General features: G+C 65.4%; 27 protein-coding genes. 19 read left to right on the plus strand and 8 right to left on the minus strand.

The features are described 5' to 3' along the window. The first annotated feature begins 4 nt into the window (after nucleotides 1-4). The 15 genes from pdxA to VF651_11460 are packed head-to-tail and all read left to right on the plus strand — an operon-like array spanning nucleotide 5 to nucleotide 13,414. A complete protein-coding gene (pdxA, locus tag VF651_11390) occupies nucleotides 5-991 on the plus strand; it encodes a 4-hydroxythreonine-4-phosphate dehydrogenase PdxA (protein ID HEX7966303.1) in 987 nt (328 codons plus the stop codon). Further along, complete coding sequence (gene rsmA, locus VF651_11395) at nucleotides 991-1,761, plus strand: 16S rRNA (adenine(1518)-N(6)/adenine(1519)-N(6))-dimethyltransferase RsmA (protein ID HEX7966304.1); 771 nt, start codon at nucleotides 991-993, stop codon at nucleotides 1,759-1,761. Before pdxA ends, rsmA begins: the two co-directional genes overlap by 1 nt. A gap of 41 nt (nucleotides 1,762-1,802) precedes the next feature. Next, nucleotides 1,803-2,237 (plus strand): universal stress protein, encoded by a 435-nt coding sequence (locus tag VF651_11400; GenBank protein ID HEX7966305.1) that lies wholly within the window; start codon nucleotides 1,803-1,805, stop codon nucleotides 2,235-2,237. A 31-nt stretch (nucleotides 2,238-2,268) separates the two neighbouring features. Then, nucleotides 2,269-2,655: a Co2+/Mg2+ efflux protein ApaG gene (gene apaG / locus VF651_11405; GenBank protein HEX7966306.1), complete on the plus strand. Its 387-nt coding sequence runs from the start codon at nucleotides 2,269-2,271 to the stop codon at nucleotides 2,653-2,655. Further along, nucleotides 2,655-3,497: a symmetrical bis(5'-nucleosyl)-tetraphosphatase gene (locus VF651_11410; GenBank protein ID HEX7966307.1), complete on the plus strand. Its 843-nt coding sequence runs from the start codon at nucleotides 2,655-2,657 to the stop codon at nucleotides 3,495-3,497. The genes apaG and VF651_11410 overlap by 1 nt, the downstream gene beginning before the upstream one ends. 15 nt (nucleotides 3,498-3,512) lie before the next feature. Then, entirely contained in the window at nucleotides 3,513-4,322 is an 810-nt protein-coding gene (locus tag VF651_11415; GenBank protein HEX7966308.1) for an SDR family oxidoreductase, read from the plus strand. Between the two features lies 1 nt (nucleotide 4,323). Beyond that, entirely contained in the window at nucleotides 4,324-5,766 is a 1,443-nt protein-coding gene (locus VF651_11420; protein HEX7966309.1) for an aldehyde dehydrogenase, read from the plus strand. A 9-nt stretch (nucleotides 5,767-5,775) separates the two neighbouring features. After that, entirely contained in the window at nucleotides 5,776-6,195 is a 420-nt protein-coding gene (locus tag VF651_11425; GenBank protein HEX7966310.1) for a Rid family hydrolase, read from the plus strand. Nucleotides 6,196-6,205: 10 nt separating this feature from the next. Beyond that, nucleotides 6,206-7,399: an acyltransferase gene (locus VF651_11430; GenBank protein ID HEX7966311.1), complete on the plus strand. Its 1,194-nt coding sequence runs from the start codon at nucleotides 6,206-6,208 to the stop codon at nucleotides 7,397-7,399. A 19-nt stretch (nucleotides 7,400-7,418) separates the two neighbouring features. Then, nucleotides 7,419-7,943: a 3-hydroxyanthranilate 3,4-dioxygenase gene (locus tag VF651_11435; GenBank protein ID HEX7966312.1), complete on the plus strand. Its 525-nt coding sequence runs from the start codon at nucleotides 7,419-7,421 to the stop codon at nucleotides 7,941-7,943. Between the two features lie 3 nt (nucleotides 7,944-7,946). Continuing rightward, a complete protein-coding gene (locus VF651_11440; protein ID HEX7966313.1) occupies nucleotides 7,947-8,960 on the plus strand; it encodes an amidohydrolase family protein in 1,014 nt (337 codons plus the stop codon). Beyond that, nucleotides 8,960-9,730, plus strand: a complete 771-nt coding sequence (locus VF651_11445) for a cyclase family protein (GenBank protein ID HEX7966314.1) — start codon at nucleotides 8,960-8,962, stop codon at nucleotides 9,728-9,730. The genes VF651_11440 and VF651_11445 overlap by 1 nt, the downstream gene beginning before the upstream one ends. A gap of 2 nt (nucleotides 9,731-9,732) precedes the next feature. Further along, nucleotides 9,733-11,007 (plus strand): kynureninase, encoded by a 1,275-nt coding sequence (gene kynU / locus VF651_11450; GenBank protein ID HEX7966315.1) that lies wholly within the window; start codon nucleotides 9,733-9,735, stop codon nucleotides 11,005-11,007. Further along, nucleotides 11,007-12,368 carry an NAD(P)/FAD-dependent oxidoreductase gene (locus tag VF651_11455; protein ID HEX7966316.1) on the plus strand — a complete coding sequence of 454 codons (1,362 nt, stop codon included), beginning with the start codon at nucleotides 11,007-11,009 and terminating at the stop codon, nucleotides 12,366-12,368. The genes kynU and VF651_11455 overlap by 1 nt, the downstream gene beginning before the upstream one ends. Continuing rightward, on the plus strand, nucleotides 12,365-13,414 hold the full coding sequence (locus tag VF651_11460) for a hypothetical protein (GenBank protein ID HEX7966317.1): 1,050 nt from the start codon (nucleotides 12,365-12,367) through the stop codon (nucleotides 13,412-13,414). Before VF651_11455 ends, VF651_11460 begins: the two co-directional genes overlap by 4 nt. Nucleotides 13,415-13,551: 137 nt before the next feature. Here VF651_11460 and VF651_11465 read toward each other — a convergent pair whose 3' ends face one another. From VF651_11465 to VF651_11485, 5 genes are read right to left on the minus strand one after another with little or no spacing between them, the layout of a single operon-like run. Next, complete coding sequence (locus tag VF651_11465; GenBank protein HEX7966318.1) at nucleotides 13,552-14,040, minus strand: dihydrofolate reductase; 489 nt, start codon at nucleotides 14,038-14,040, stop codon at nucleotides 13,552-13,554. Continuing rightward, nucleotides 14,037-14,375, minus strand: a complete 339-nt coding sequence (locus VF651_11470) for a tRNA-binding protein (GenBank protein ID HEX7966319.1) — start codon at nucleotides 14,373-14,375, stop codon at nucleotides 14,037-14,039. Before VF651_11470 ends, VF651_11465 begins: the two co-directional genes overlap by 4 nt. Then, on the minus strand, nucleotides 14,372-15,166 hold the full coding sequence (gene thyA, locus VF651_11475) for a thymidylate synthase (protein ID HEX7966320.1): 795 nt from the start codon (nucleotides 15,164-15,166) through the stop codon (nucleotides 14,372-14,374). The genes VF651_11470 and thyA overlap by 4 nt, the downstream gene beginning before the upstream one ends. Beyond that, a complete protein-coding gene (gene lgt / locus VF651_11480; protein ID HEX7966321.1) occupies nucleotides 15,163-16,026 on the minus strand; it encodes a prolipoprotein diacylglyceryl transferase in 864 nt (287 codons plus the stop codon). Before lgt ends, thyA begins: the two co-directional genes overlap by 4 nt. 34 nt (nucleotides 16,027-16,060) lie before the next feature. Further along, entirely contained in the window at nucleotides 16,061-17,245 is a 1,185-nt protein-coding gene (locus VF651_11485) for a class I SAM-dependent rRNA methyltransferase (protein ID HEX7966322.1), read from the minus strand. 68 nt (nucleotides 17,246-17,313) lie between these two features. Between VF651_11485 and VF651_11490 the strand changes: the two genes are divergently transcribed. The 4 genes from VF651_11490 (at nucleotide 17,314) to VF651_11505 (ending at nucleotide 22,160) form a co-directional block, all read left to right on the plus strand. Continuing rightward, entirely contained in the window at nucleotides 17,314-19,374 is a 2,061-nt protein-coding gene (locus tag VF651_11490; GenBank protein HEX7966323.1) for a thioredoxin domain-containing protein, read from the plus strand. Next, nucleotides 19,371-19,853, plus strand: a complete 483-nt coding sequence (locus tag VF651_11495) for a histidine phosphatase family protein (GenBank protein HEX7966324.1) — start codon at nucleotides 19,371-19,373, stop codon at nucleotides 19,851-19,853. The genes VF651_11490 and VF651_11495 overlap by 4 nt, the downstream gene beginning before the upstream one ends. Before the next feature lie 457 nt (nucleotides 19,854-20,310). After that, nucleotides 20,311-21,129 carry a UDP-2,3-diacylglucosamine diphosphatase gene (locus VF651_11500; protein HEX7966325.1) on the plus strand — a complete coding sequence of 273 codons (819 nt, stop codon included), beginning with the start codon at nucleotides 20,311-20,313 and terminating at the stop codon, nucleotides 21,127-21,129. Next, a complete protein-coding gene (locus VF651_11505; protein HEX7966326.1) occupies nucleotides 21,126-22,160 on the plus strand; it encodes a glycosyltransferase family 1 protein in 1,035 nt (344 codons plus the stop codon). Before VF651_11500 ends, VF651_11505 begins: the two co-directional genes overlap by 4 nt. Nucleotides 22,161-22,413: 253 nt before the next feature. Here VF651_11505 and VF651_11510 read toward each other — a convergent pair whose 3' ends face one another. The 3 genes from VF651_11510 to VF651_11520 all read right to left on the minus strand — a co-directional run bounded on the left by VF651_11510 (nucleotide 22,414) and on the right by VF651_11520 (nucleotide 24,662). After that, nucleotides 22,414-23,844: an AsmA-like C-terminal region-containing protein gene (locus VF651_11510; GenBank protein ID HEX7966327.1), complete on the minus strand. Its 1,431-nt coding sequence runs from the start codon at nucleotides 23,842-23,844 to the stop codon at nucleotides 22,414-22,416. A 146-nt stretch (nucleotides 23,845-23,990) separates the two neighbouring features. Further along, complete coding sequence (locus VF651_11515) at nucleotides 23,991-24,116, minus strand: hypothetical protein (protein HEX7966328.1); 126 nt, start codon at nucleotides 24,114-24,116, stop codon at nucleotides 23,991-23,993. Between the two features lie 78 nt (nucleotides 24,117-24,194). After that, complete coding sequence (locus tag VF651_11520; GenBank protein ID HEX7966329.1) at nucleotides 24,195-24,662, minus strand: hypothetical protein; 468 nt, start codon at nucleotides 24,660-24,662, stop codon at nucleotides 24,195-24,197. Between the last annotated feature and the right edge of the window lie 5 nt (nucleotides 24,663-24,667).

Genomic DNA, 24,667 nt, shown 5'->3' on the forward strand with positions numbered 1-24,667 from the left:
CTCCATGGACAGCGCCCTCCCCCGCATCGCACTCACCAGCGGTGAACCCGCGGGGATCGGGCCAGACATCTGCATCCGCTCCGCGCAGCAGGCTCATGCTGCGGACATCACCGTGCTCGGCGACCCGGACCTCATGAAGGCCCGCGCCGCGGCCTTAGGGCTTCCCCTCGACATCGAGATCGCCGCCCCGCGCGCGCCCTCGCCCCAGCAGGCGGGCCGCATGCGCGTGCTGCCGGTGAAGCTGCGTGCCCGTTGCACCGCCGGCAAGCCCGACCCCATCAATGCTCCCTACGTCATCGAGATGCTGGAGCGCGGCACCGATGCCTGCCTGCAGGGCGGTTTCGACGCGCTGGTCACGGCACCGGTGCAGAAGAGCACGATCAACGATGCCGGCATCCCCTTCACCGGGCACACCGAGTTCCTGGCGGCGCGCTGCCATGCGCCGCACGTGGTGATGGTGCTGGCTGCCGGCGCCCTGCGTGTCGCGCTCTCCACCACCCACCTGCCGCTGCGGAAAGTGCCCGATGCCATCACCCGCGAGGGCCTCACTGCGACCCTCGCCACCCTGCGCGCAGGCCTCAAGGCCCGCTTCGGCCTGGACGAACCGCACGTGCTGGTGCTGGGGCTGAACCCCCACGCCGGCGAGGGCGGCCACCTCGGCCGCGAGGAACTGGAAGTGATCCAACCCGTCTGCGAGGCGCTCAGGACACAGGGCATGCGCATCACCGGACCGGTCTCGGCCGACACCGCGTTCAACCCGGCACGGATGGGCGGCATCGACGTGGTGCTGGCCATGTACCACGACCAGGGCCTGCCGGTGCTGAAATATGCCGGCTTCGGCCACGCGGTGAACATCACCCTCGGGCTGCCCATCGTGCGCACCTCCGTGGACCATGGCACCGCCCTGGAGCTCGCCGGAACCGGCCTCGCCGAGCACGCGAGCCTGGAGGCGGCGCTGGAGACCGCCGCCGCCATGGTGCGGCACGGCTGATGCACCATATCCCGCGCAAGCGCTTCGGCCAGCACTTCCTCCACGACCCACGCATCATCGGGAAGATCCTCGCCGCCATCGCGCCCCAACCCGGCGAGCCGCTGGTGGAGATCGGGCCCGGCCTCGGCGCCATCACCCTGCCGCTGCTGGAGCGGACCGGTGCGCTCACCGCCGTGGAACTGGACCGGGATGTGATCCCGCACCTCGAGGCCGCGGCCCGCAGCAAAGGCAAGCTCACCATCGTGCAGGGAGACGCGCTGGAAGTGGACCTGGCCACGCTGGCGCCGGCCGGCGCGAAGCTGCGCCTCGTGGGCAACCTGCCCTACAACGTCTCCACCCCGCTGCTGTTCCGCTTCCTGGAACAGGCGGATTGCGTGAAGGACATGCACTTCATGCTGCAGAAGGAAGTGGTGCAGCGCATGGCGGCGAAACCCGGCGGCAAGGAGTATGGCCGCCTCACGGTGATGCTGGCGGCGCGCTGCAGGGTAGAGCCCTTGTTCAGCATCGGCCCGGGCGCGTTCCGTCCGCCACCCAAGGTGGACTCCGCCTTCGTCCGGCTCGTGCCCTATGCCGAGCCGCCCTTCCCGCTCCCGGATCCGGCGCGCTTCGCCAGGCTCGTGACCCAGGCCTTCAGCCACAGGCGCAAGACCCTGAAGAACGCGCTCGCGGGGCTGCTGGACGAGGCGGCGATCAGTTCCGCCGGCATCGACGCAAAGGCGCGCCCGGAGACCCTGTCAGCGGCAGATTACGCGCGCCTTAGCAGGCTCTAAAGCGCTCTATACTTGGTGCAGGCCAGCCGGGGAGCAAGCCGATGGATGCCTACAACCAGGTCCTGATCGCCGTGGATCTGAGCGAAGACAGCGCCAGGGTGGTGCAGCGCGGCATGGAGATCGCCCGCCGCTGTGGGGCAAAGGCCAGCCTCCTGCATGTGGTGGAGTTCATCCCCGTGGACCCCGCCGGCGAGGCGCTCTTGCCGCCCCCCGTTGACCTTGAAGGCGAGATGATAGGCGGTGCGCGCCGCCGCCTGGACGAACTCTGCACCAGACTCGGGCTCGCGGACCTGCCGCGCCGCCTCGAGGTGGGCATCATCAAGCTCGAGATCCTGAAGGCCGCGACCGAACTCGAGGCGGACCTCATCGTGCTCGGCAGCCACGAACGCCACGGCCTCGCGCTGCTCCTGGGCTCCACCGAAAAAGCCATCATGCACAAGGCCCCGTGTGATGTTTTGACTGTGCGCCTGCGGTGAATGAGCCGGTACATTCACGTAAAATAAGCGCATGACAGCCGTCCCCCTCCCGAACGACATCCGCGTGGACGTGGAGACCGCCTACGTGGCCGCCCAATCGGACCCGGAGCAGAACCGCTTCGTGTTCTCCTACACCATCACCATCCGCAACCAGGGCTCGGTGCCCGCCAAGCTGCTGACCCGCCACTGGGTGATCACCGACTCCAACGGCAAGGTGCAGGAAGTGCACGGCGAAGGCGTGGTGGGCGAGCAGCCCCATATCAAGCCCGGCGAGGGCTACCGCTACTCCAGCGGCGCGGCCCTGGAGACGCCGGTCGGTTCCATGCAGGGTGCCTACCAGATGATCAACGACCAGGGCGAGACCTTCGACGCGCCCATCGCTCCCTTCCGGCTGGCGGTGCCGGGCATGCTGCACTGATGGCGACCTTCGCCATCGGTGACATCCAGGGTTGCCACGACGAGCTCCAGCGGCTGCTGGAGCGCATCAACTTCGATCCCGCCGAGGACCAGCTGTGGTTCACCGGCGACCTGGTCAACCGCGGTCCCCAGTCCCTCGAGACCCTGCGCTTCGTGAAGAGCCTGGGCCGCCACGCGGTCACCGTGCTGGGCAACCATGACCTGCACCTCCTGGCGGTGGCCGCCGGCACCGCGCCCAAACGCAAGAGCGACACCCTGGATGCGGTGCTGGCCGCGCCTGACCGGGAGGAACTCCTGGACTGGCTGCGCCACAGGCCGCTGCTGCATCACGATCCTGAACTGGGCTACACGCTGCTCCATGCCGGCCTCCCGCCACAGTGGGACCTGGCCCAGGCCCAGGCCTGCGCACGGGAATTGGAGATGGTGCTGCAAGGGCCCGGCTGCCTGGAGTTCTTACGCCACATGTACGGCGACCGGCCGGACCGCTGGTCCGCGGAGCTGGCTGGCATGGACCGGCTGCGCTTCATCGTCAACTGCTTCACGCGCCTGCGCTTCATCGGACCCGAGGGGGAGTTGGAGCTCAAGACCAAGGGCGCCCCCGGGACCCATCCCCATGGGTTCCAGGCCTGGTACGAGGCGCCAGGCCGCGCGAGCTCCGGCCTGCACCTCCTGTTCGGCCATTGGTCAACCGTGGGCGAGGTCCAGGATGCCCACAACGCCCTCGGCCTCGACACGGGCTGCGTCTGGGGTGGCCAGCTCACCGCCCTCAGGCTGGACGGTGACGGCAGCGGCGGCTGGTACTGCGTGGACTGCCAGAAAGCTCAGGAACCGGGGTCCGACTGATATCATTGGCGGTCTATGACCACCAATAAGACCCTCGATAGCCTCCGATTGGACGGCAAATGGGCCCTGGTGTGCGGTGCCAGCAAGGGGATAGGCGCCGCCGCGGCGCGGGCCCTGGCCGAGCTCGGCGCCGATGTGACCCTGGTAGCGCGCACCGAGGAGAGCCTCAAGGAGAGCTTCCAGCAGCTCCCGGCCACCGGCACCCAGCGCCATGGCTATTTCACCGCCGACTTCGACGACCCCGCCGGCCTCAAGGCCGCCCTCGAGGCCTGGCTCAAGCGCACCCCCAAGGTGCACATCCTGGTCAACAACACCGGTGGACCGCCGGGCGGCCCGATCCAGTCCGCCAAGCCCGAGGAATTCCTGGCCGCGTTCAACCGCCACCTCATCGGCGGACAGACCCTGGTGCAGGCGCTGCTGCCGGCCATGCGCGCCGCCGGGTACGGCCGCATCATCAATGTCATCTCCACCTCCGTGAAGGAGCCCATCAAGGGGCTGGGTGTCTCCAACACCGTACGCGGCGCGGTGGCGAGCTGGGCCAAGACCCTGGCCGGCGAGCTCGGCAAGGACGGCATCACGGTCAACAACGTGCTGCCGGGGTTCACCCGCACAGGCCGCATGCAGAGCCTGTTCCAGTCCCGCGCCGAGAAGGAGCAGCGCAGCGTGGCGGAGGTCGAAGCGGAGGCCCGCGCGCTCATCCCGCTGGGGCGCATCGCCGACCCCGAGGAAGTGGCCGCCGCCATCGCCTTCCTGGCCTCTCCCGCCGCGTCCTATATAACGGGCGTTAGCCTGCCGGTGGACGGCGGGCGCATCCAGAGCCTCTAGCATGGTGGAGCTCAAGAACTACATCGGCGGCAGACTGCAGCCGGCCCACTCCGGCGGCTGGCTCGACTGCCATGAGCCCGCCACGGCGAAGGTATACGCGCACATCCCCGACTCAGACGCGAAGGATGTGGATGCTGCAGTGGCCGCCGCAGCTGCCGCTTTCCCCGCCTGGTCCGGCATGCCCGCCGCCGAGCGCAGCCGCTGGCTCCTGAAGCTCGCAGAGCTGATCGAAAGAGACCTGGAGAAACTGGCGCGCGCCGAGAGCGTGGACAACGGCAAGCCGGTGGACCTGGCCCGCAGCCTGGACATCCCCCGCGCCGTCTCCAACCTGCGCTTCTTCGCCGCCGCCGCCAGTCAGTTCGGCAGCGAGTCCCATGCCATGGAGGAAGGCGCCATCAACTACACCTTGCGCTCACCGCTCGGCGTGGTGGGCTGCATCTCCCCCTGGAACCTGCCGCTGTACCTGTTCACCTGGAAGATCGCGCCGGCGCTGGCCGCCGGCAACTGCGTGGTGGGCAAGCCTTCCGAGGTGACGCCCATGACGGCGTACCTGTTCAGCGAACTCTGCGCCGAGGCGGGCCTGCCGCCGGGCGTGCTCAACGTGGTGCATGGCCTGGGCACCAAGGCCGGCAGCGCCATCGTGGACCACCCGGGCGTGAAGGCCGTGTCCTTCACCGGCGGCACCAAGACCGGAGCCGACATCGCAGCCCGTGCGGCCCCCAAGTTCAAGAAGCTGTCGCTGGAGCTCGGCGGCAAGAACCCGGTGCTGGTGTTCGCCGACTGCGACTTCGAGCTGGCGCTCAGGGAATCCCTGCGGGCCGCCTTCGCCAACCAGGGCGAGATCTGCTTCTGCGGCTCGCGCATCTACATCGAGCGCAGCCTGTATCCCAAGTTCCGCGACGCCTTCGTGGAGCGTGCAAAAGCCTTGCGCCAGGGTGACCCCCTGGAAGCGGGCGTGCAACAGGGCGCGCTGGTCTCGGAGGCTCATCTGCAGAAAGTGCTGGGCTACGTCGAGCTCGCGAAGCAGGAAGGCGGCAAGGTCCTCTGCGGCGGCAAGCGCGCCGAGTTCTCCGGCCGCTGCGTCGGGGGCTGGTTCCTGGAACCCACGGTCATCGAGGGCTTGGGACCCGGTTGCCGTGTGAACCAGGAGGAGATCTTCGGCCCCGTGGTCACCCTCTCGCCCTTCGACACCGAGGCGGAGGCGCTCACGCTCGCCAATGGCACGCCTTACGGCCTCACCGCCACGCTGCTGAGTTCCGACGTGGGCCGCTGCCATCGGCTGGCGTCGAAGCTCGAAGCCGGCCTCATCTGGATCAACTGCTGGATGCTGAGGGACTTGCGGGTTCCCATGGGTGGCGTGAAGCAGTCCGGCGTCGGCCGCGAGGGCGGTTTCGAGGCCATGCGCTTCTTCACCGAACCGCGCAACGTCACGGTCAAGTACTGAGGAGCGGGGATGAGCGAGAAGATCCATTCCTCAAAGGCGCCGGAACCGGTGGGTCTCTATCCCCATGCGCGGCGCGTGGGCGATCTCTTGTTCCTCTCCGGCGTCGGCCCGCGCAAGCGCGGCAGCAAGGATATCCCGGGCGTGACCCTGGATGCGCAGGGCAAGGTGGTCGCCTATGACATCGAGGTACAGTGCCGCTCGGTGTTCGACAACGTGCGCTGGATCCTGGAGGACGCGGGGTCCGGCTGGGATAGGCTGGTGGACGTGACGGTGTTCCTGACGGACATGCAGCGGGACTTCCAGGCCTACAACAGGCTCTACGCTGAGTACTTCAAGGACAACCAGCCCTGCCGCACCACCGTCCAGGTGACGGCGCTGCCCACGCCCATCGCCATCGAACTCAAGTGCATCGCGACAGTCGTCCGCTGATGTCATACATATGACCACCACACATACAAACCCAGACCACAAAGGCACGGAATTCTTCGCATCCCTTGAAGGGATGCGTGGCATCGCCGCCATCGGCGTGGTGCTTTATCACGTCTTCTGGGGATGGCATCTCCGCTACAACAGCCTAATCCACCACGGTGCGCTGTTCGTGGATTTCTTCTTCATCATTTCCGGATTTGTCATTTGCCACATCTATGCTACCCGGCTCCGGGACTCCGGCGACCTAGGTAAATTCTTACTGCTTCGCACCATGCGGCTCTATCCGTTGCACCTGTTTACGCTGGTCGTGATAGCCGTGATCCTCGTCATGACCCAGTGGCTCGGATCCCAATGGCAGGTATTCTCCTACATCGACAATGACTCGCGGCTGCAAGGAACCCTGCAAGATTTCCTGCTCAACCTGACATTGTTGCATGGGATACTCCAGCACGATGATTTCACATTCAATCGTCCAAGTTGGAGCATCAGTACGGAGTACTACACGTATTTCCTGTTTGCCTTGACAGCACTTGTGACAGCCGCCAGGCGATATTTGATGATAACTATCGCTCTGGCCATCGTCGGTATTGCCGGTATGCACCTTTGGCAGCGCGGCGGTTTGATAGTGGTGAATAACGACGACGCATGGCTAGTCAGCCCAGGCATGTTGAGGTGTGTCACTGGGTTCTTCATCGGTGTGCTGCTTCAATTCATCTGGCAAGTCATACATATCCGGGCCAGAGAAGCCATGGACAACTGGCGGTCCCACCTTGTTGAAGCAGCGAGCATCGCCTTTGTCATTTTTTCGATGTGCCGCTTCAACAAAGATAGGATGCAGTTCATAACCTTATTGTCTTTTGCAGTTCTGGTGCTGGTTTTTTCACTAAGCCGCGGATGGGCCACCAAAATCCTCGAAAGTGGCGTATTCCATAAACTCGGGCAGTGGTCGTATTCAATCTATTTGACCCATTTCGTCATTCTGATCATATTCGCGGGCATCCTCAAAATGACTTTCCACAAACCAAACCTTCATCATGTGATGTCTGCTTGGAAGATGGATATCGTAACGGTGATTTTCGTGGGTACGGTTTTATTGGTCTCCAGCTTAACTTATAGGTTCATTGAGATTCCGCCTCGTGCATGGGCAAAATCCCGCATCATGCGCAAACGTGCGGCGGCAGCCCAATCCAGCATCATCGCATAGGCTCAACTGGAGTCTCTTTATGTGGGATCTGAGTCCAATCAACTTCAAGCGCTGGGTCGAGGAGAACCGCGACCTCCTGAAACCTCCGGTGGGCAACAAGCGCATCTACACCGACAGCGGTTTCGTGGTGCAGGTGGTGGGCGGCCCCAACTCCCGCAAGGACTTCCATGACGACCCGGGCGAGGAATTCTTCTACCAGATCGAAGGCGACATGCTGCTGAAGACCATGCAGGACGGCAAGCCGAAGGATATCCCCATCCGCGAGGGCGAGATCCTGCTGATACCGCCCCACCTCCTGCATTCGCCCCAGCGTTTCGCGGACACCGTGGGCCTCGTTATCGAGCGGCCGCGCAACCCGGGTGAGCAGGACGGCCTACTGTGGTTCTGCGAGAACTGCCACGCCGAGCTCTACCGGGAGTACTTCGAGCTCACCAACATCGAGACCCAGTTCCCGCCGGTGTTCGACCGCTACTTCGGCAGCCTCGAGAAGCGGACCTGCAAGCACTGCGGCACGGTCATGGAAGCACCCCAGAAGAAGAAATAGAACGTGCTTAAGATCGACATCCACACCCATATCCTTCCCAAGGAATGGCCTAGCCTGAAGGAGCGCTACGGCTACGGTGGCTTCATCCATTTGGAGCACCACGGCCCCGGCTGCGCCCGCATGCTGAAGGACGACGGCACCTTCTTCCGGGAGATCCAGGCCAACTGCTGGGATGGTCCCACGCGGCTCAAGGAATGCGACGCCCACGGCGTGCAGGTGCAGGTACTGTCCACGGTGCCGGTGATGTTCAGCTACTGGGCCAAGGACCGGGACGGCGCCGACCTCGCGCGCCTGCTCAACGACCATCTCGCCTCCGTGGTGGCGGGCGATCCGAAGCGCTTCATCGGCCTCGGTACCCTGCCCCTGCAAGCGCCGGACCTCGCCGTGAAGGAGCTGGAGCGCTGCGTGAAGGAGCTTAGGTTAGCCGGCGTGCAGGTCGGCTCCAACGTGAACGGCCGGAACCTGGATGATCCCTCCCTGTTTCCCGTGTTCCAGGCGGCCAGCGACCTCGGCGCCGCTGTGTTCGTGCATCCCTGGGAGATGCTGGGCAAGGAACGCATGGACAAGTACTGGGCGCCCTGGCTGGTGGGCATGCCCGCCGAGACCTGCCTCGCCATCACCAGCATGATCTTCGGCGGCGTCCTGGAGAGGCTGCCCAAGCTGCGCGTGGCCTTCGCCCATGGCGGCGGCAGCTTCCCTGCCACCGTCGGGCGCATCTCCCACGGTTTCCACGCCCGTCCCGACCTCTGCGCCGTGGACAACAAGGTGGACCCGCTGGCCTACCTCAAGCGCATCTACGTGGATTCGCTGGTGCACCATCCGGCCATGCTGCGCTACATGCTGGAGCTCATGGGTCCGGAGCGCATCGCGCTAGGCAGCGACTATCCCTTCCCGCTGGGGGAGGATCGCCCGGGCGAGATCATCGATTCGCTGCGTCTGGAAGAGACCGCCAAGGCGCGTCTCCTGCACGGAACTGCGCTGGAGTGGCTGGCGCTACCCAAGACGAGGTTCGCCTGATGCTGCTCTCCCTCGAGATCGCCGGACGCAAGTATGTGGCGGATATGGCGCGCGGCATCTCCCTCGCCATCCCCCTGGTCTTCGGCGCTCTCCAGCCCGCCTTCTTCGGCGCGCCTCCGGCCGAGGAGCAGGTCCTGGAGAGCGGCGAGTGGGTCGGTGACACCCGGCGCGGCGGGAGCTGCAACGTGAAGAGCTACCGCATCGTGCCTCACTGCAACGGCACCCATACCGAGTCCATCGCCCACCTGGTGGACGATGGCCCGCAGGTGCATGAGGCCGTGCGGCCCGGGCTCCTGCCCGCCACCCTGGTGAGCGTGGCGCCCCGCGACAAAGTGATCGACGACAAGCTGATGCAGGCGGCGCTCGGGCGCTATCCGGAAGCCGCCTTCCGCAAGGCCCTGATCCTGCGCACCCTGCCCAACGGCGAGGACAAGCTCACGCGCCGCTACGAAGGCCCGCTGCCGGCGCCTTACCTCACGGTGCAGGCCATGGCGATGCTGGTGCAGGCAGGGGTCGAGCACCTGTTGGTGGATTTCCCCTCGCTGGACCCGGCGCAGGACGAAGGCCGCATGGCCGCGCACCGGGTGTTCTGGGGCATGCCTGCCACGGGCCACCGGCTGGCCGATGCGCGCCGCCCCGGCGGCACCGTGACCGAACTCATCTATGTGCCGGAGGCGGTGGCGGACGGCTACTACCTTCTGGACCTGCAGATACCCGCCTTCATGACCGACGCGGCCCCCAGCCGGCCCGTCATCTACCCCGTGGGATGAGCATGCGATTCCGACCCGACCCGACCCAGGCCGCCGAGCTGGACCGCGCCGACACGCTGGCCTCCTATCGCGAGCGCTTCCACATCCCGCAGCACGAGGGCAAGGACGAGATCTATCTCTGCGGCAACTCCCTGGGGCTGCAGCCCCGCAACACCGAGCGCTACGTGCAGGAGGAGCTGGAAGACTGGCAGCGCCTGGGCGTGAAAGGCCACTTCGGCGGCCGCCGCCCCTGGATGCCCTACCACGAGATCTTCACGGAGCGCACCGCGCGCCTGGTCGGCGCCAAGCCCGTGGAAGTGGTCAACATGAACTCCTTGACCGTGAACCTGCACCTCATGATGACGAGCTTCTACCGCCCCACCCAGGCGCGGCACAAACTCCTCATCGAGCGCGGCGCCTTCCCCTCGGACCGCTATGCGGTGGAAGCCCAGGTGCGGCTGCACGGTTTCGACCCGGACGAGAGCCTGATCGAGCTCGCCTCCCGCAGCGGCGAGCCTTACATCCCGGTGGAGGAGATCGAGGCGTTGCTGGAGGCCGAGGGCGGGAAGATCGCCCTGGTCATGCTGCCGGGCGTGCAGTACTACAGCGGCCAGGCCTTCGACCTGACGCGCATCAGCGCCGCTGCCCACAAGGCTGGTTGCAAGGTTGGCTTCGACCTCGCCCACGCCGTCGGCAACGTGCCGCTCGCGCTCCACGACTCAGGCCCCGACTTCGCCGTGTGGTGCAACTACAAGTACATGAACTCCGGTCCCGGAGCCGTGGCCGGCTGTTTCGTGCACGAGCGCCACTCCAGGGCCTTCGACCTGCCACGCCTCGCGGGCTGGTGGGGCCACGACAAGTCCTCCCGCTTCCGCATGGGCCCGGAGTTCGTGCCCATGGCCGGCGCCGAGGGCTGGCAACTCAGCAACCCGCCGGTGCTGGGCCTGGCGCCCCTGCATGCCTCGCTGGATATCTTCGATGAGGCCGGCATGCCGGCACTGCGGGAGAAGTCCCTCAAGCTCACCGGTTACCTGGAGTTCCTGCTCAAGGAGAAGCTCGCGGAACACATCGACGTGCTTACCACCGCCGATCCGGCCCAGCGCGGCTGCCAGCTGTCGCTGCGCCTGCACAAAGGCCGCGACGCGGCGCGCCGCGTGTTCGAGGAACTGGAGGAAGCAGGCGTCACCGGCGACTGGCGCGAGCCGGACGTGATCCGGGTGGCACCGGTACCGCTCTACAACAGCTTCGACGATGTATACCGCTTCGTAGAGATCCTCGGCCGGCTGGTGCAAGCCTGATGGCCGCCCGCGCCCCCATCACGCTCATCGGCGCCGGCCTCGCCGGCAGCCTGCTGGCGGTGTTCCTGGCCCGCCGCGGCCATGCAGTCACGGTATACGAGCGCCTGCCGGACATGCGCCGGCATGCGATCCCGGCGGGCCGCTCCATCAACCTCGCCCTCGCCCACCGCGGCATCCGCCCGCTGGAAGCGGTCGGCCTCATGCCCGAGGTGCAGAAGCTCCTCATCCCCATGCGCGGCCGCATGCTGCATGACAAGGCCGGCGCCACCAGTCTCACGCCCTATGGCCGCACGCCTACCGAGGTGATCCACTCGGTCTCCCGTCCCGGCCTCAACATGCTGCTCATGGACGCCGCCGAGAAGGCCGGCGCCCGTTTCCACTTCGGCCGCCGGGTCGAGGACGTGGACTTCGACACGGGCCGCGTGACCCTGGTGGACGGGACCGGCGGCAAGCATGCCGTCGAGGCCGCTACGCTCATCGCCACCGACGGCGGGGGCTCCGCGGTTCGCCAGGCCATGATCCGCCGGCGTGACGTGAAGGTGGTGGAGGATGTCCTGCCTCATGCCTACAAGGAGCTCACCATCCCGGCGGCGGCGGACGGCAGCCACCGCATGGAGAAGCACGCCCTGCACATCTGGCCGCGCGGAGGCTACATGCTCATCGCGCTGCCGAACCTGGACGGGAGCTTCACGGTCACCCTATTCCTGGCACGGGACGGCGAACCCAGTTTCGCCCAGCTCGAGAAGCCGGGCGAACTCAAGCGCTTCTTCGCCGAGGAGTTCCCGGACGCCCTGGCCCTGATCCCGGACCTTGAGCAGGACTTCCGCAGCCACCCGACGGGACTCATGGGCACCGTGCACACGGAGCACTGGCACGTGGGTGGTCGTGCGTTGCTGCTGGGTGACGCCGCCCATGCCATCGTGCCGTTCCACGGCCAGGGCATGAACTGCGCCTTCGAGGACTGCCTGGTGCTGGACGAGTGCCTGTCCCGCCACGGCGGGGACTGGGGCGAAGTCTTCAGTGAGTTCGAGGCCCTGCGCCGCCCCAACGCCGAGGCCATAGCCGCCATGGCGCTGGAGAACTACGTGGAGATGCGCGACGCGGTGCGTGACCCCAAGTTCATGCTGCAGAAGAAGCTCGGTTTCCTGCTGGAGGAGCGCAACCCCGGCATGTTCGTGCCGCGCTACTCCATGGTCATGTTCCATCACCTGCCTTACGCCGACGCCCGCGCCCGCGGCGCCATCCAGCAGCGCATCCTCGACACGCTCACCGAAAGCGTCACCGATGTCGGGCAGGTGGATCTTGCCCGCGCCGACAGCCTGGTGCGGGCCGAGCTCGGCGGGCTGGAGCGGGTGAAGTGAACGCCGGAGAACTGCTCGCGAGCTTGTCCCGCGGCCCGGACACCTTCCTGCAAGACCTGGATTTCGTCAACCGCCGCGGCCTCCTGGTGCAGCAGGACCAGGCGGCGTTGCGCCGCGCCCCGTTCCTTGACCAGCGCGCCCTCACGCCCGGCACCGCCGGCGCCTGGTTCCCCCTGCCGATGATCGCCGAGCAGGCCGCAAGCATCCATCCCACGCCGCCTCACGCCATCTTCCACGTGAGCCATTGCGGTTCCACCCTGGTGTCACGGCTCCTGGGAGAACTGCCGGGCTGCCTGCCGCTCAGGGAGCCCGTGGCCCTGCTGGCTCTCGCGGTGCAGCGTCGCGAGCTGGACCTGCCCACCTCGCGCCTGGGACCGGCCGAGTGGGACAAGTGGTTCGACCTTGCCCTGCGCCTGCTCTCACGCAGCTATGGGCCCGAACAGCGGGTGATCATCAAAGCCACCAGCGCCGCCGCGAACCTGCTCATGCCGCTGCAGGAGCGCGCGCCGGCATCCAGGGCATTGCTCCTGTATGTGGACCTGGAACGCTGGCTTGCCACCATGCTCAGGGACGAACAGGTGCGGGAGAACGGCCGCTTCTACGCGCCCGCCTGGCTCACGGACTTCCGCAGCCTCACCGGCCGTAGCGACCTGCGCCTCACCGTGCTCTCGGAAGCGGAGCAGTTCGCCCTCAACTGGCTGACGGGCATGCTGCACTTCCAGCGGGCACTGGAAGCATCACCGGAGCGCAACCGGCTGTGCGACTTCGAGGCCTTCCTGGCGGACCCCGCCTCAGGCCTGCGGGACCTGGGTGGGTTCTTCGGACTTGAGACGGCGCGTGCGGCGGAGATCACCGGCGGGCCGCTCATGCAAAGCTACGCCAAGAACACCGGCCAGCCCTTCGATGCTGCCGCCCGCCGCAAGGAGCTGGAAGAGAGCCGCAAGCGCAACGCTGCCGAACTGGAGGCGGGCCTCAAGTTCGCTGAGAAGCTGTGCCGGGAAATCTCTTCGCTCGAACCTCTCATCCCTTGCTTGCGGGAAGCTTGAGACCGACTCAAAGCGTAGCGAGCGAAGGCAGAACGAGGCGCGCGGCGGCAAGGAACCGGAGTGTACTCTTATGTACATGAGGATTCCGACCCGACGCGCAACGAAGTTATGCCGAGCGCAGCAGCTTTGAGGCGGGCTCAGCGCCGTTCGTAGGTCAGGAAGGAATAATCGTAGGCATTCTTGGCGTCGGCCTTATGGTCGACCCGCTCCGTGAGCCTCCACTCTTGGTCGTCCACGTCCGGGAAGAAGGTGTCCGCCCCTTCCACGTCCGCCTCGATGCGGGTGAGGTAGATCCGGTCGGCCCGCAACCAGGCCAGCCGGTAGACCTCGCCTCCGCCGATCACCATGAGCTCCGGCGCATCAGTCGTGAGCCGCAGTGCCTGCTCCAGGCTCGTGACCGTCTCGCAGCCCTCGGAGCGGAACGACGCATCGCGGGTCAGAACCAGGTTGCGCCGTTCCGGCAGTGGCCGGCCGATGGCCTCCAGGGTCTTGCGCCCCATGAGCACGGGCTTGCCGAGGGTGTTGGCCTTGAAATGCTTCAGGTCCGCCGGCAGGTGCCAGGGCATCTTGCCCGCCATGCCGATCTCACCACGGCGCCCCACCGCGACGATGAGGGATACGATCATCCGAGCTTGGCGCCGTTAGGGACGGGCTTGTCCGGCACCGCCAGGACCACGCTGCCGTCCTCCCGGTAGAAGCCGGTGACGAGGCACTCGGACATGAAGGGGCCGATACGCTTGGCTGGGAAATTCACCACTCCCACCACCTGGCGGCCTTTCAGCTCCGCCAGCGCGTAGTGCGCGGTGATCTGCACCGAGGAGCGCTTGAGGCCGATCTCGGGACCGAAATCCACTGTGAGCTTGTAGGCGGGCCTGCGCGCCTCCGGGAAGGGCTCCGCTTCCACCACGGTGCCGACCCGAAGCTCCACCTTCTCGAAATCGCCCCAGCTGATCTCGTTCATACCGCCACCGGCGCTTTTATCGCCGGATGCGACTCGTAGCCCGCGACCTCGAAGTCCTCGTACTTGTAGTCGAAGATCGAGGCAGGCTTGCGCTTGATGAGTAGCTTGGGCAAGGGCTTGGGCTCGCGCTTGAGCTGCTCTTCCACCTGCTCCATGTGGTTGCTGTAGAGATGGCAATCGCCACCGGTCCAGATGAAGTCGCCGGGTTCGAGGTCAGCCTGCTGCGCCACCATGTGGGTGAGCAACGCGTAGGAGGCGATGTTGAAGGGCACGCCCAGGAAGATGTCGGCGCTACGCTGGTACATCTGGCAGGAGAGCTTGCCTTCCGCCACGTAGAACTGGAAGAACGCGTGGCAGGGCTGCAGCGCCATCTCGTCTAGGTCCGCCACGTTCCAGGCGCTCACGATGATGCGGCGCGAGTCCGGTGTGGTCCTGATCTGTTCCATCACCTTGGCGATCTGGTCGATGTGGCGCCCATCCGGCGCCGGCCAGGAACGCCACTGGTAACCGTAGACCGGCCCCAGCTCGCCCTTCTCATCCGCCCACTCGTCCCAGATGCTGACACCGTTCTCCTTGAGATACCGGATGTTGGTCTCACCCTTCAGGAACCACAGCAGCTCGTGGATGATGGAGCGGAAATGCAGTTTCTTGGTGGTGACTGCCGGGAATCCCTGGGCGAGGTCGAAGCGCATCTGGTGGCCGAACACCGAGCGGGTGCCGGTGCCGGTGCGGTCGGCCTTGACGGCGCCCGTGTCCCGCACCCGGCGCATGAGGTCGAGGTACTGCTTCACGCGCGCTCCCGCCTCCGTTCAGAACGGTACGCCCATACCATCAACGCAATGCCCGCGGCGATCAGCGGCAGCGACAGGATCTGCCCCATGGTGAGCCAGCCCAAGGCCAGGTAGCCGAGCTGCTGGTCCGGCATGCGCACGAACTCGACGAGGAAGCGGAACGAGCCGTACAGGATCGCGAACAGGCCCGAGACCGCCATGCGCGGCCGTTTCTTGCTGGAGTAGAGCCACAGCACTATGAACATCGTCACGCCCTCCAGCAGGAACTCATAGAGCTGGGAGGGATGGTGCGGCAGGCTATAACCCGCGTTCTGCGCGCCGCAGTAGTAGCTGAAGCGCGGGTCGGCGCAGTCCAGGCGCATGCCCCAGGGCAGGTCCGTGACCTTGCCCCACAGCTCGCCGTTGATGAAGTTGCCCAGGCGCCCGGCGCCGAGACCGATGGGCACCACCGGGGCGATGAAGTCCATGAGGTCGAAGAAACGCCGGCCCTGCTGGCGGCCATAGATCCACATGGCCAGCATCACGCCCATGAGGCCGCCGTGGAAGGACATGCCACCGTTCCACACGAAGAAGAAGGTCTCGGGATGGTGGCTGAAGGTATCCCAGTCATAGAACAGCATGTAGCCGGCGCGGCCGCCCAGCACCACGCCCAGGGCCACGTAGAACAGGAGGTCCTGCAGTTGCAGCGAGGTCCAGCCGCTGGCCGGGCGCTTGCTGCGCAGGTGCATGCACCAGTAACCGCCCAGGAAGCCCACCAGGTAGGTGATGCCGTACCAATGGACGGCGGGCTGGAAGACGCGGCCGAACAGGTGCCAGGTGCCCAGGGGCAGGGCGATGGGGTCGATATGGGGATAGATCATAGGGCGCCTATTCTAAACGACGCCCAGCCCTGGCTCAGGCCACCACGCGGACGTAGAACGCCTTGAGATAGGAGGTCTCGGGGATGGCCGGGTGCACCGGATGGTCCGGCGCCTGCATGCCCTGCTCCAGCACCTGCGCGTCCCGGTCCAGGTGGCGCGCGGCGGTCTGGATCGCCCCCAGGAGGTCCTCGGCGCTCATGTGGTGGGAACATGAGCAGGAAATGAGCATCCCGTCCCGCTCCAGCACCTGCATGGCGAGCTGGTTGAGACGCCGGTAGGCATCGCGTCCCGCCGCCAGGTCCTTGCGCCGCTTCACGAAGGCCGGCGGGTCCAGCACCACTACGCCGAAGCGGCGTCCCTCATCCTTGAGGGCCTTGAGGGCATCGAAGGCGTCCTCCTGGAGGGTGGCGACCTTGAGGCCATTGGCGGCTGCGTTCTTCTGCACCCACTCCAGCGCGGAGGCTGAGCTGTCCACGCAGGTAACCTCGCTGGCCCCATGGGCGGCCGCCTGGATGCCCCAGGCACCCACGTAGCTGCACACATCCAGCACAGCCTGGCCCTTCACGTAGCGGAACAGGCGCGCCCGGTTGTCGTGCTGGTCGAAGAACCAGCCGGTCTTCTGGCCGCCCTCCAGGGGCGCCTGGAACTTGAGGCCGTGCTCCACCACGTCCAGTACCGCTGGCGGCGTGCCGAGCGCGGTCTCGGTGTAGAGCGGCAGTCCCTCCAGCTCGCGGATGCCCACATCGTTGCGGAACACGATGGCGGAAGGCTTCACCACTTTCTCCAGCGCCGCCACGATGTCGGCCTTCATTCGCTCCATGCCGGCGGTGGTGATCTGCGCCACCAGCACGTCGCCATAGCGGTCCACCACCAGGCCCGGCAGGCCATCGGATTCACCGAAAGCCAGGCGGTAATGAGGCGTGGGATAGAGCCGCTCCCTGAGCGAGAGGGCCACGTTGAGCCTATGCACCAGCAGCGAGCGGTCCGGCAAGTGATGCGGGTCGCGCGAGAGGATACGCGCCGCGATGAGTGAGTTCGGGTTCACATAACCGGTGCCAATGACATGGCCGCCGGCGGACTGGATCTCGACCAGGTCTCCGGGCTGGAAAGCCTTGAGGGGCGTGCGACCGATGTCCACCTCGTTGCTGAACACCCACAGGTGTCCCGCGCGCAGGCGGCGGTCCTCGTTCTTCCTCAGGATGAGCGGGGGCAGGGACATGGGAATTCCGTGCTGCGGAGCAAGGTTCAGGAACGTATAGTAGGCGCATTCTAGCAGCGAGGCTCCGAATGGGCGACCACGCCGAGAACCGTTTGAGCCGCGAGACCAGTCCTTATCTCCTGCAGCATGCGGACAATCCGGTGCACTGGCAGCCCTGGGACGAGGCCGCGCTCGCCTCCGCGCGCGAGGCGGACAAGCCCATACTGCTCTCCATCGGCTACGCCGCCTGCCACTGGTGCCACGTGATGGCTCACGAGTCCTTCGAGGACCCGGCCACCGCCGAGCTCATGAACCGGCTGTACGTGAACATCAAGGTGGACCGGGAGGAGCGGCCGGACCTGGACCGCATCTACCAGCTCGCCCACCAGCTCATCGCCCAGCGAGGCGGCGGCTGGCCGCTCACGCTGTTCCTCGCCCCCGGCGACCTCGCGCCCTTCTTCGCGGGCACCTATTTCCCCCGGGAGCCGCGCTACGGCATGCCTGCGTTCCGGGAGGTGCTGGAGAAGGCGGCGGAGTTCTACCGGGAGAACAAGCCGGCCCTGGAGCAGCAGAGCGCCGAGCTCGTGGGCGTGTTCCAGCGGGTCGGCAGCGAGCATGAACCTGTGGAAGAGGAGCTGGATGCAGAGCCCATCGGCTCGGCCCTGGGCGTGCTGCTCAAGAACTTCGATCCGCGGGACGGCGGCTTCGGCCGCGCCCCGAAGTTCCCCCACACTGCGGACCTGGAACTCCTGCTGCATATCACCGCGGCTCAGGATTCGGATCCGGAGACGCGCCGCACCTGCCGCCACATGGCGACCCTCACGCTGCGGCGCATGGCCACCGGCGGCATCTACGACCACCTGGGCGGCGGCTTCTGCCGCTACTCCGTGGACAACGCCTGGAGCATCCCCCACTTCGAGAAGATGCTCTACGACAATGGCCCCCTGCTCCTGCTCTACGCCCAGGTCTGGCAACTCACGGGCGAGGGCCTGTTCCGCGAGACCGCCGAACAGACGGCGGGCTGGGTGATGCGGGAGATGCAGGGCGAGCACGGCGGTTACTTCTCGAGCCTGGATGCGGACTCGGAAGGCCATGAAGGCACGTTCTACGTATGGACCCGCGATCAATTGCGGGAGCTCCTCACGGAGGAGGAGTTCATCGCCTTCGCCGCCCACTACGGACTCAACGACCCGCCGAACTTCGAGGAACGCTGGCACCTCAGGGTGACCCTGGAGCAGGCGCGGCTGGTGCCGCCGCCTAGACCTGATGCGGCTACGCTGGAACTCCTGGCATCGGCCCGGACCAAGCTTCTGGCCGCCCGCGAGAAGCGCGTGCGTCCGGGGCTGGACGACAAGGTGCTCACCGCCTGGAACGGCCTCATGATCCGCGGCATGGCCGCCGCCGGCCGCTTGCTCGCCCACCCCGACTACGTGGATTCCGCCGAGCGCGCTGTGGGTTTCATCCACAAGCACCTGTGGCGTGACGGCCGCCTGTGGGCGAGCTGGCGCGGCGAGACGAAGATCCTGGGTTACCTGGACGACCACGCTTTCCTGCTGGCGGGCCTGCTGGAACTCCTGCAAGCCCGCTGGGACAGCAGCTGGCTCGCCTGGGCGCGGGAGATCGCCGATGCCCTGCTCGTCCATTTCGAGGACGTGGAGCGCGGCGGATTCTGGTTCACCGCCGGGGACCAACCGACGCCGCTGCACCGGCCCAAGGGCTTTAGCGACGAGTCCATGGCCTCCGGCAACGCGGTGGCGGCCCGTGCGCTGATCCAGCTCGGCCACCTCTGTGCCGACCCCACCTATATAGATGCGGGTGAGCGCACCCTGAAGGCGGCCCAGGCCCACATGCGGCAGTATCCGGAATCCCACGCCGCCATGCTGCTGGCGCTGGAGGACATGCTGGAACCGCCGACACTCGTGGTGCTGCGGGGCGAGCCGGAGGCGCTCGCCGAGTGGCGCGAGGAGCTAGCGAGCCAGTACGACCCACGCCGCCTCGTGCTCACCATCCCGGATCAGGCCCGCAACCTCGTGGGGCTCTTGGCCCGTTGCACACCGCGCGGTCCTGCCTGCGCCTACGTGTGCCGCGGCACCACTTGCTCCCTGCCTCTCACCAGTGTCGAGAGCCTGGCGCGGACCCTGAACGAATGAACCGTTGCGTGCTCGTGATCCGCCACGCCGAGGCCGAGGACGGCCGCGACGACCGGCTGCGCGCGCTCACGGCCGAAGGCCGGCGCAAGATGGGCGAAGGTGCCCGCGGCCTCGCGACGCTGGTGGAGAAGCTGGACCTCCTGGTCTCGAGCCCGCTGGTACGTGCGGTGCAGACCGCGGACCTTGTAGCCGAAGCCTTCCCCCAAGCGCAGCGCCTGCAGCACACCGGCCTCGCTCCGGGCGTCTATCCCAGCGCGCTGCTGCAGTGGGTATCGAACCACAAGGGCACAGTGGCGCTGGTAGCCCATGAGCCGGACCTGAGCCAATGGATCGGCTACATGGTGAGCGGAGAGCCCAGGAGCCTGGTGCAGATGAAGAAAGGCGCCGTCTGCTGCCTGGAGATGCCGGAGCCCGCCGTGCCGGGCGAGGCGCAGATCCTCTGGCACCTCAACCTCAGGCAACTGAGATCGCTAGCCTAAAACTGTCCTGTTGACGCCGCCATGTGGATAACGTCAACAAGTTGTGGAAAGTAACGTCCCTGTCATCGGCTTCATCCTGGCGCCGTCACTCCCTGTCTTGATCTCCATAGAACTCTGCTTCGAAAGCTGCACCATGCATGCGGGTGCAGGGGGTAAGCCGCGAGCCAGTCCATAGGCTGCGGCTTCGTCGGCTTTAGCCGGCTAACCGGTAAAGGGGAGGCACGGCGGCGGCGCTCCCAGCGCAGGCTGCGCTCGAATACGAAGGGCTGCAGGACTTTCGCAAGCATGGGCGCACTCTAGCTCCCACGCGTTAAAACCACGTTAAGTCCAGGTTGCAGTTCAAAGACACTCCGCGCCATGCAAGGGGATCGTTTCACGCAGATGTAACCCTACTTTCACACGCTCTTAACCCTCTACCTTCAGAATGCCACGCAACGTGCAGAAGGAGGAAGACAACATGAGCGTCCATCACATGAAGCCGCTGCGATACCGCAGTATCTTCATCTCCGACGTGCATCTGGGTTTCCGTGGCTGCCGCGCCGACTTCCTCCTCGACTTCCTCCGCCATACCGAATGCGACTACCTCTATCTGGTGGGCGACATCATCGACGTCTGGGAGATGAAGAACCGCATGTTCTGGCCCCAGGAGCACAACAACGTGGTGCGCACGATCCTGGGCAAGGCCAAGCACGACACCAAGGTGATCTTCATCCCCGGCAACCATGACGAGGTGTTCCGCGAGTACGTGGGCATGGAGTTCGGCAACGTCTCCATCCAGCAGGATGCCATCCACGTCACCGCCGAGGGCAAGCGCCTCCTGGTGCTGCACGGCGACGAATTCGACAGCGTGGTGCGGATCAGCAAGTGGCTGGCGAAGCTCGGCAGCCGCATCTACGACTGGCTGCTCTACTGCAACCGCTGGCTCAACGTGTTCCGTCGCAAGATGGGCTTCCCCTACTGGTCCCTGGCGGCCTACCTCAAGCACAAGGCCAAGAGCGCCGTGCAGTTCATCGGCGACTACGAGGACGCGGTGGCGCGCGAGACCCTGAAGCGCGGCGCCGATGGCGTGGTCTGCGGCCACATCCACCACGCCGAGATCGCCATGCGCGGCGGCGTGCTGTACTGCAACGACGGCGACTGGGTCGAGTCCTGCACCGCGCTGATCGAGCGGCATGACGGCACGCTCGAGATCCTCAACTGGGCAGAGCATATCGCCGCCCGCAACCCCAAGCCTGCAGCCCCGCGCCGGACAGGCGCCAAGGTGGCCCACGCATGAAGATCGGCATCGTCATCGACACCTGGCTGCCGGAGGTGAACGGCGTCGTCACCACCATGCACAAGATCGTGCAGGAGCTGGAGAAGGCCGGCCACGAGCCCCACGTGCTCTCCCACGCCCAGGGCTTCACCACGGTCCCCATGCCGGGCTACAGCAGCATCCGCCTCGCCCTCTTCCCGCAGGGCAAGGTCAACAAATGGCTGGACGCGCTGCAACCAGACGCGATCCACATCTCCACGGAAGGCCCCCTGGGCGGCGCCGCGCGGCGCTACTGCATCAAGCGCGGCCTGCACTTCACCACCTGCTACCACACCAAGTTTCCGGAATACATCCGCGCCAGGGCGCCCATCCCCCTGAGCATGGGCTACGCCTGGATCCGAGGCTTCCACAACCCGGCGAGCCGGCTCATGGTCTCGACGCCCTCGCTCATGCAGGAGCTCAAGGGACGGGGCTTCAGGAACCTGGTGCACTGGGGCAAGGGCGTGGATACCGAGCTCTTCCGCCCGCGGGACAAGCACTTCCTGGACGAGAACCGCCCGGTGTTCATGTACCTGGGACGGGTCGCGGTGGAGAAGAACATCGAGGCGTTCCTGGAGCTGGACCTGCCCGGCACCCAGTACGTGGTAGGCGATGGTCCGGACCTGGAGATGCTGAAGAAGAGGCATCCCAAGGTGAAGTTCACGGGATTCCGGCGCGGCGAGGAACTGGCCAAGACCCTGGCGGCAGCGGATGTGTTCGTGTTCCCGAGCCGCACCGATACCTTCGGCCTGGTGCTCCTGGAAGCCATGGCCTGCGGCGTGCCGGTGGCCGCCTACCCCGTCACGGGCCCCGTAGACGTGGTGCAGCAGGGCGTCACCGGCTTCTGCGACACGGACCTCAGGAAGGCCGCCCTCGCCTGCCTGGAGCTGGACGGCAAGCAGTGCCGCGACTACGCCGTGAAATTCAGCTGGAAGGCCGCCGCCGAGGAATTCCTGCGCAACATGGTGCCGGCGCGGCAGTCGCCGCAGGCGGAGACACTGGTCAGCGCCTGAACCAGCGAAGGAATCCTTGGCATAGCCGGGGTACCCGTTCACCAACGTCAATGACCGCTCCATGCGAATCGGACCGCAATGCTGAGCGGGTGCCAGACCGATTGCCAGCCCCTCCCCTACCCCCAGGATGATGACAATTTTGTGACAGCGAGCCGGCGCTTAGCACAGATTAGATGTGATGAGCAGCCCCTCCCCGTGGCGAAGCGAGCCCGGCTTCAGGGAAAGCGATGTGCCGAGGAAGGTGAACGCCGGATCAGAACGGCTTGACCTGCCCGTCGTAGAAGACGGGACAGCCTTCCTTGGTGAAGAGCTCGTCCGCCTTGTGCACGAGGTGCCGCACCGGGCCCGCCACCACCTTGAAGACGTTGGGCTTCTGCATCTTGGGCTTGCGGATCGGCCCTTCCATGTTGTCCTGGGCGAGGGAGCAGCCCTTCGCATCCACAAGCGCGATGGTCACATGCTCGAAGTTGTCGGTGAGCAGGTTGACGGCACCCTTCGCGGCGATCCTGTGGGTGTCAGTGGAAGCCGCCACATCTTCGGCGCTAACTATGCCTTGAGCGACCTTCACCTTGGCGACCAGCACATGGACATGGCTCACACCGCCGCGGTATTGCAGGAGCTGGGCGTAGTCGGAACCCTTGGTGGCGACGACACCGGCGCCGTTGCCGACGAACAGTCCCAGGAGGTCTGCCACGTCAAACTTCTGCGTCCGCTCGAACTTCCTGAGAAGCTTGTCCAGGTCATACCCGTACACCGTCACCGAGTCCCCGCGGAACAGGATGTCGCCGGTGATGCTCTTCAATAGGTCCTTGTGGGAACGGCCCTGGTAGGCCAGGTTGCCGGAGAGCCCCACCTTGCCATCCGCGAACCTCTTGAACCCCTGGTCCTGGAGGAGCTGACCCACCTGCACATCCGGCACGTCCAGCGCCAAGGCATAGCTCTCATCGTCGCCGGCCAGCCGTATGCGGAAGGCGCCGCCGGCCTTGGTGCCGAAGGCATTCAAGGTCATGGGCTGCAGGTCGAGTGCGCCGCCCACCTTCTCCTCGGCATGGAGCCTCAGGTCCGTGCCGGTGAACTTGCCGGCCTTGAGGGTGGTGCAGCTCAGGTCCGCTCCCGAGAACGTCAGCAGTATGAGCAGGCGGCGCCCATCCGGCATGGCCGACTGGATGCCGTGGACGGTCAAGTCGCAGCCATCGCCCTCGATCGGATTGCGGCCCTTGGGATCTTCGTACCGGATGTTCGCGCCGGTCACGGTCACCTCTATGGGTCCATGGGCGCGCTTGTGCTTCGCTGGCGGTGCGTCGCCGATCAGGTCCAGGGTGCCGTCCGTGCCCTTCTTGATGAGGATGTGCGGATCCTTGACCGTGATGACGACCGGTTCCGGGTCCCCGCGCAACAAGGGCCACCAGCGAAACCGGATATAAGTCTCTCCGATGGTGCCCGCGTTCACGCCTCGGTTGGCGATCCTTACGTCATGCAGGGTGACGTGGGGCGACGGGATGAGCCCGATGCGCATGGGGCCCGCCAGCTCCACCTGCATGCCGAGGCCGCGGCTCACGACCCCCTGCATCAGATGCCGGAAGCTGTCGGTCCTGGCGTAAGCTGCGAGCGCGATGAAAGTGAGGACCGACACGGCGACGACGATGAGCACCGTATGGGAGCAGATCTTGAGCGACCGCCGCACGGCCTCTCCTTAGCTGTTTGGTGCTTCAACGATGCCTTGTACAGGGCATCTCGTCCGCGAAGTCCGTCACTGGATATGGCGTCATGTGGGAAATTGCGGCTAAGCGGCATACCGCGGGCTGCGATTGGACCGTTAGCGAGATTTGGTCAAGTAGCTTTCAGAGCACTCTCAAAGACAAATAGGATCATGTAGCGGGTCGCCGGGTCGTAGGAATAATGGGTGCTCAGGTTCGCGCCGGAATCCGCCACCACCACGTTGCCGTGGGCGTCCATGCGTGCTCGTAGAAGTTGCCGGCGGCGGCGGTGGCGCCCGATTAATGTATTAAGTCAAGACCTGACCCCATTCCATCTTTATTGATCAAAAACGCAGACGTAGTTACCCGAAACTACATCCTTTTGTTCAATGATCAAATCCGGTTGTTTTTCTATTTGCTTAGTAACTTTCACCATCTCATCGTAGCTAGCGAGTCCCCCGGAAATTTCGTCAGGAACCCAATGACCTTTCTCTTTCTTTATCGATCCACCATCTCCTATGTAGATACTATCCTGACCGCCTTTCTCTTTGTCGAAGTAGACACGATAAAAATCTGCTTCTGCTCCATCAGCATGGAATACAAAAAGCTGAAGTTCGTTGTCCTTCTCATAGTCCGGCGTCAATATCCCGTAAAAATATCTAACCTTATAAATTCCGGAAGCGCTCTGCTGAGGCCCAAAGTCTTTCGGGCCAAGCTTGGTTATTAGGCAACTTAAAACGTTACCAACCCTCTCTTTCGAGATTTGTTGCTGGCCTGACTGTGCAAAGCAGGCAGACGTACTCATAACCA

This window comes from Gammaproteobacteria bacterium (assembly GCA_036383255.1).
GTDB lineage: Bacteria > Pseudomonadota > Gammaproteobacteria > Natronospirales > REEB76 > DASUBN01.

Excerpts from the sequence above, each read along its gene's own strand:
- pdxA (HEX7966303.1), top strand. The coding sequence starts at position 5 with ATGGACAGCGCCCTCCCCCGCATCGCACTCACCAGCGGTGAACCCGCG.
- rsmA (HEX7966304.1), top strand. The coding sequence starts at position 991 with ATGCACCATATCCCGCGCAAGCGCTTCGGCCAGCACTTCCTCCACGAC.
- VF651_11400 (HEX7966305.1), top strand. The coding sequence starts at position 1,803 with ATGGATGCCTACAACCAGGTCCTGATCGCCGTGGATCTGAGCGAAGAC.
- apaG (HEX7966306.1), top strand. The coding sequence starts at position 2,269 with ATGACAGCCGTCCCCCTCCCGAACGACATCCGCGTGGACGTGGAGACC.
- VF651_11410 (HEX7966307.1), top strand. The coding sequence starts at position 2,655 with ATGGCGACCTTCGCCATCGGTGACATCCAGGGTTGCCACGACGAGCTC.
- VF651_11415 (HEX7966308.1), top strand. The coding sequence starts at position 3,513 with ATGACCACCAATAAGACCCTCGATAGCCTCCGATTGGACGGCAAATGG.
- VF651_11420 (HEX7966309.1), top strand. The coding sequence starts at position 4,324 with ATGGTGGAGCTCAAGAACTACATCGGCGGCAGACTGCAGCCGGCCCAC.
- VF651_11425 (HEX7966310.1), top strand. The coding sequence starts at position 5,776 with ATGAGCGAGAAGATCCATTCCTCAAAGGCGCCGGAACCGGTGGGTCTC.
- VF651_11430 (HEX7966311.1), top strand. The coding sequence starts at position 6,206 with ATGACCACCACACATACAAACCCAGACCACAAAGGCACGGAATTCTTC.
- VF651_11435 (HEX7966312.1), top strand. The coding sequence starts at position 7,419 with ATGTGGGATCTGAGTCCAATCAACTTCAAGCGCTGGGTCGAGGAGAAC.
- VF651_11445 (HEX7966314.1), top strand. The coding sequence starts at position 8,960 with ATGCTGCTCTCCCTCGAGATCGCCGGACGCAAGTATGTGGCGGATATG.
- kynU (HEX7966315.1), top strand. The coding sequence starts at position 9,733 with ATGCGATTCCGACCCGACCCGACCCAGGCCGCCGAGCTGGACCGCGCC.
- VF651_11455 (HEX7966316.1), top strand. The coding sequence starts at position 11,007 with ATGGCCGCCCGCGCCCCCATCACGCTCATCGGCGCCGGCCTCGCCGGC.
- VF651_11465 (HEX7966318.1), bottom strand. The coding sequence starts at position 14,040 with ATGATCGTATCCCTCATCGTCGCGGTGGGGCGCCGTGGTGAGATCGGC.
- VF651_11470 (HEX7966319.1), bottom strand. The coding sequence starts at position 14,375 with ATGAACGAGATCAGCTGGGGCGATTTCGAGAAGGTGGAGCTTCGGGTC.
- lgt (HEX7966321.1), bottom strand. The coding sequence starts at position 16,026 with ATGATCTATCCCCATATCGACCCCATCGCCCTGCCCCTGGGCACCTGG.
- VF651_11485 (HEX7966322.1), bottom strand. The coding sequence starts at position 17,245 with ATGTCCCTGCCCCCGCTCATCCTGAGGAAGAACGAGGACCGCCGCCTG.
- VF651_11490 (HEX7966323.1), top strand. The coding sequence starts at position 17,314 with ATGGGCGACCACGCCGAGAACCGTTTGAGCCGCGAGACCAGTCCTTAT.
- VF651_11495 (HEX7966324.1), top strand. The coding sequence starts at position 19,371 with ATGAACCGTTGCGTGCTCGTGATCCGCCACGCCGAGGCCGAGGACGGC.
- VF651_11500 (HEX7966325.1), top strand. The coding sequence starts at position 20,311 with ATGAGCGTCCATCACATGAAGCCGCTGCGATACCGCAGTATCTTCATC.
- VF651_11505 (HEX7966326.1), top strand. The coding sequence starts at position 21,126 with ATGAAGATCGGCATCGTCATCGACACCTGGCTGCCGGAGGTGAACGGC.
- VF651_11515 (HEX7966328.1), bottom strand. The coding sequence starts at position 24,116 with ATGGACGCCCACGGCAACGTGGTGGTGGCGGATTCCGGCGCGAACCTG.
- VF651_11520 (HEX7966329.1), bottom strand. The coding sequence starts at position 24,662 with ATGAGTACGTCTGCCTGCTTTGCACAGTCAGGCCAGCAACAAATCTCG.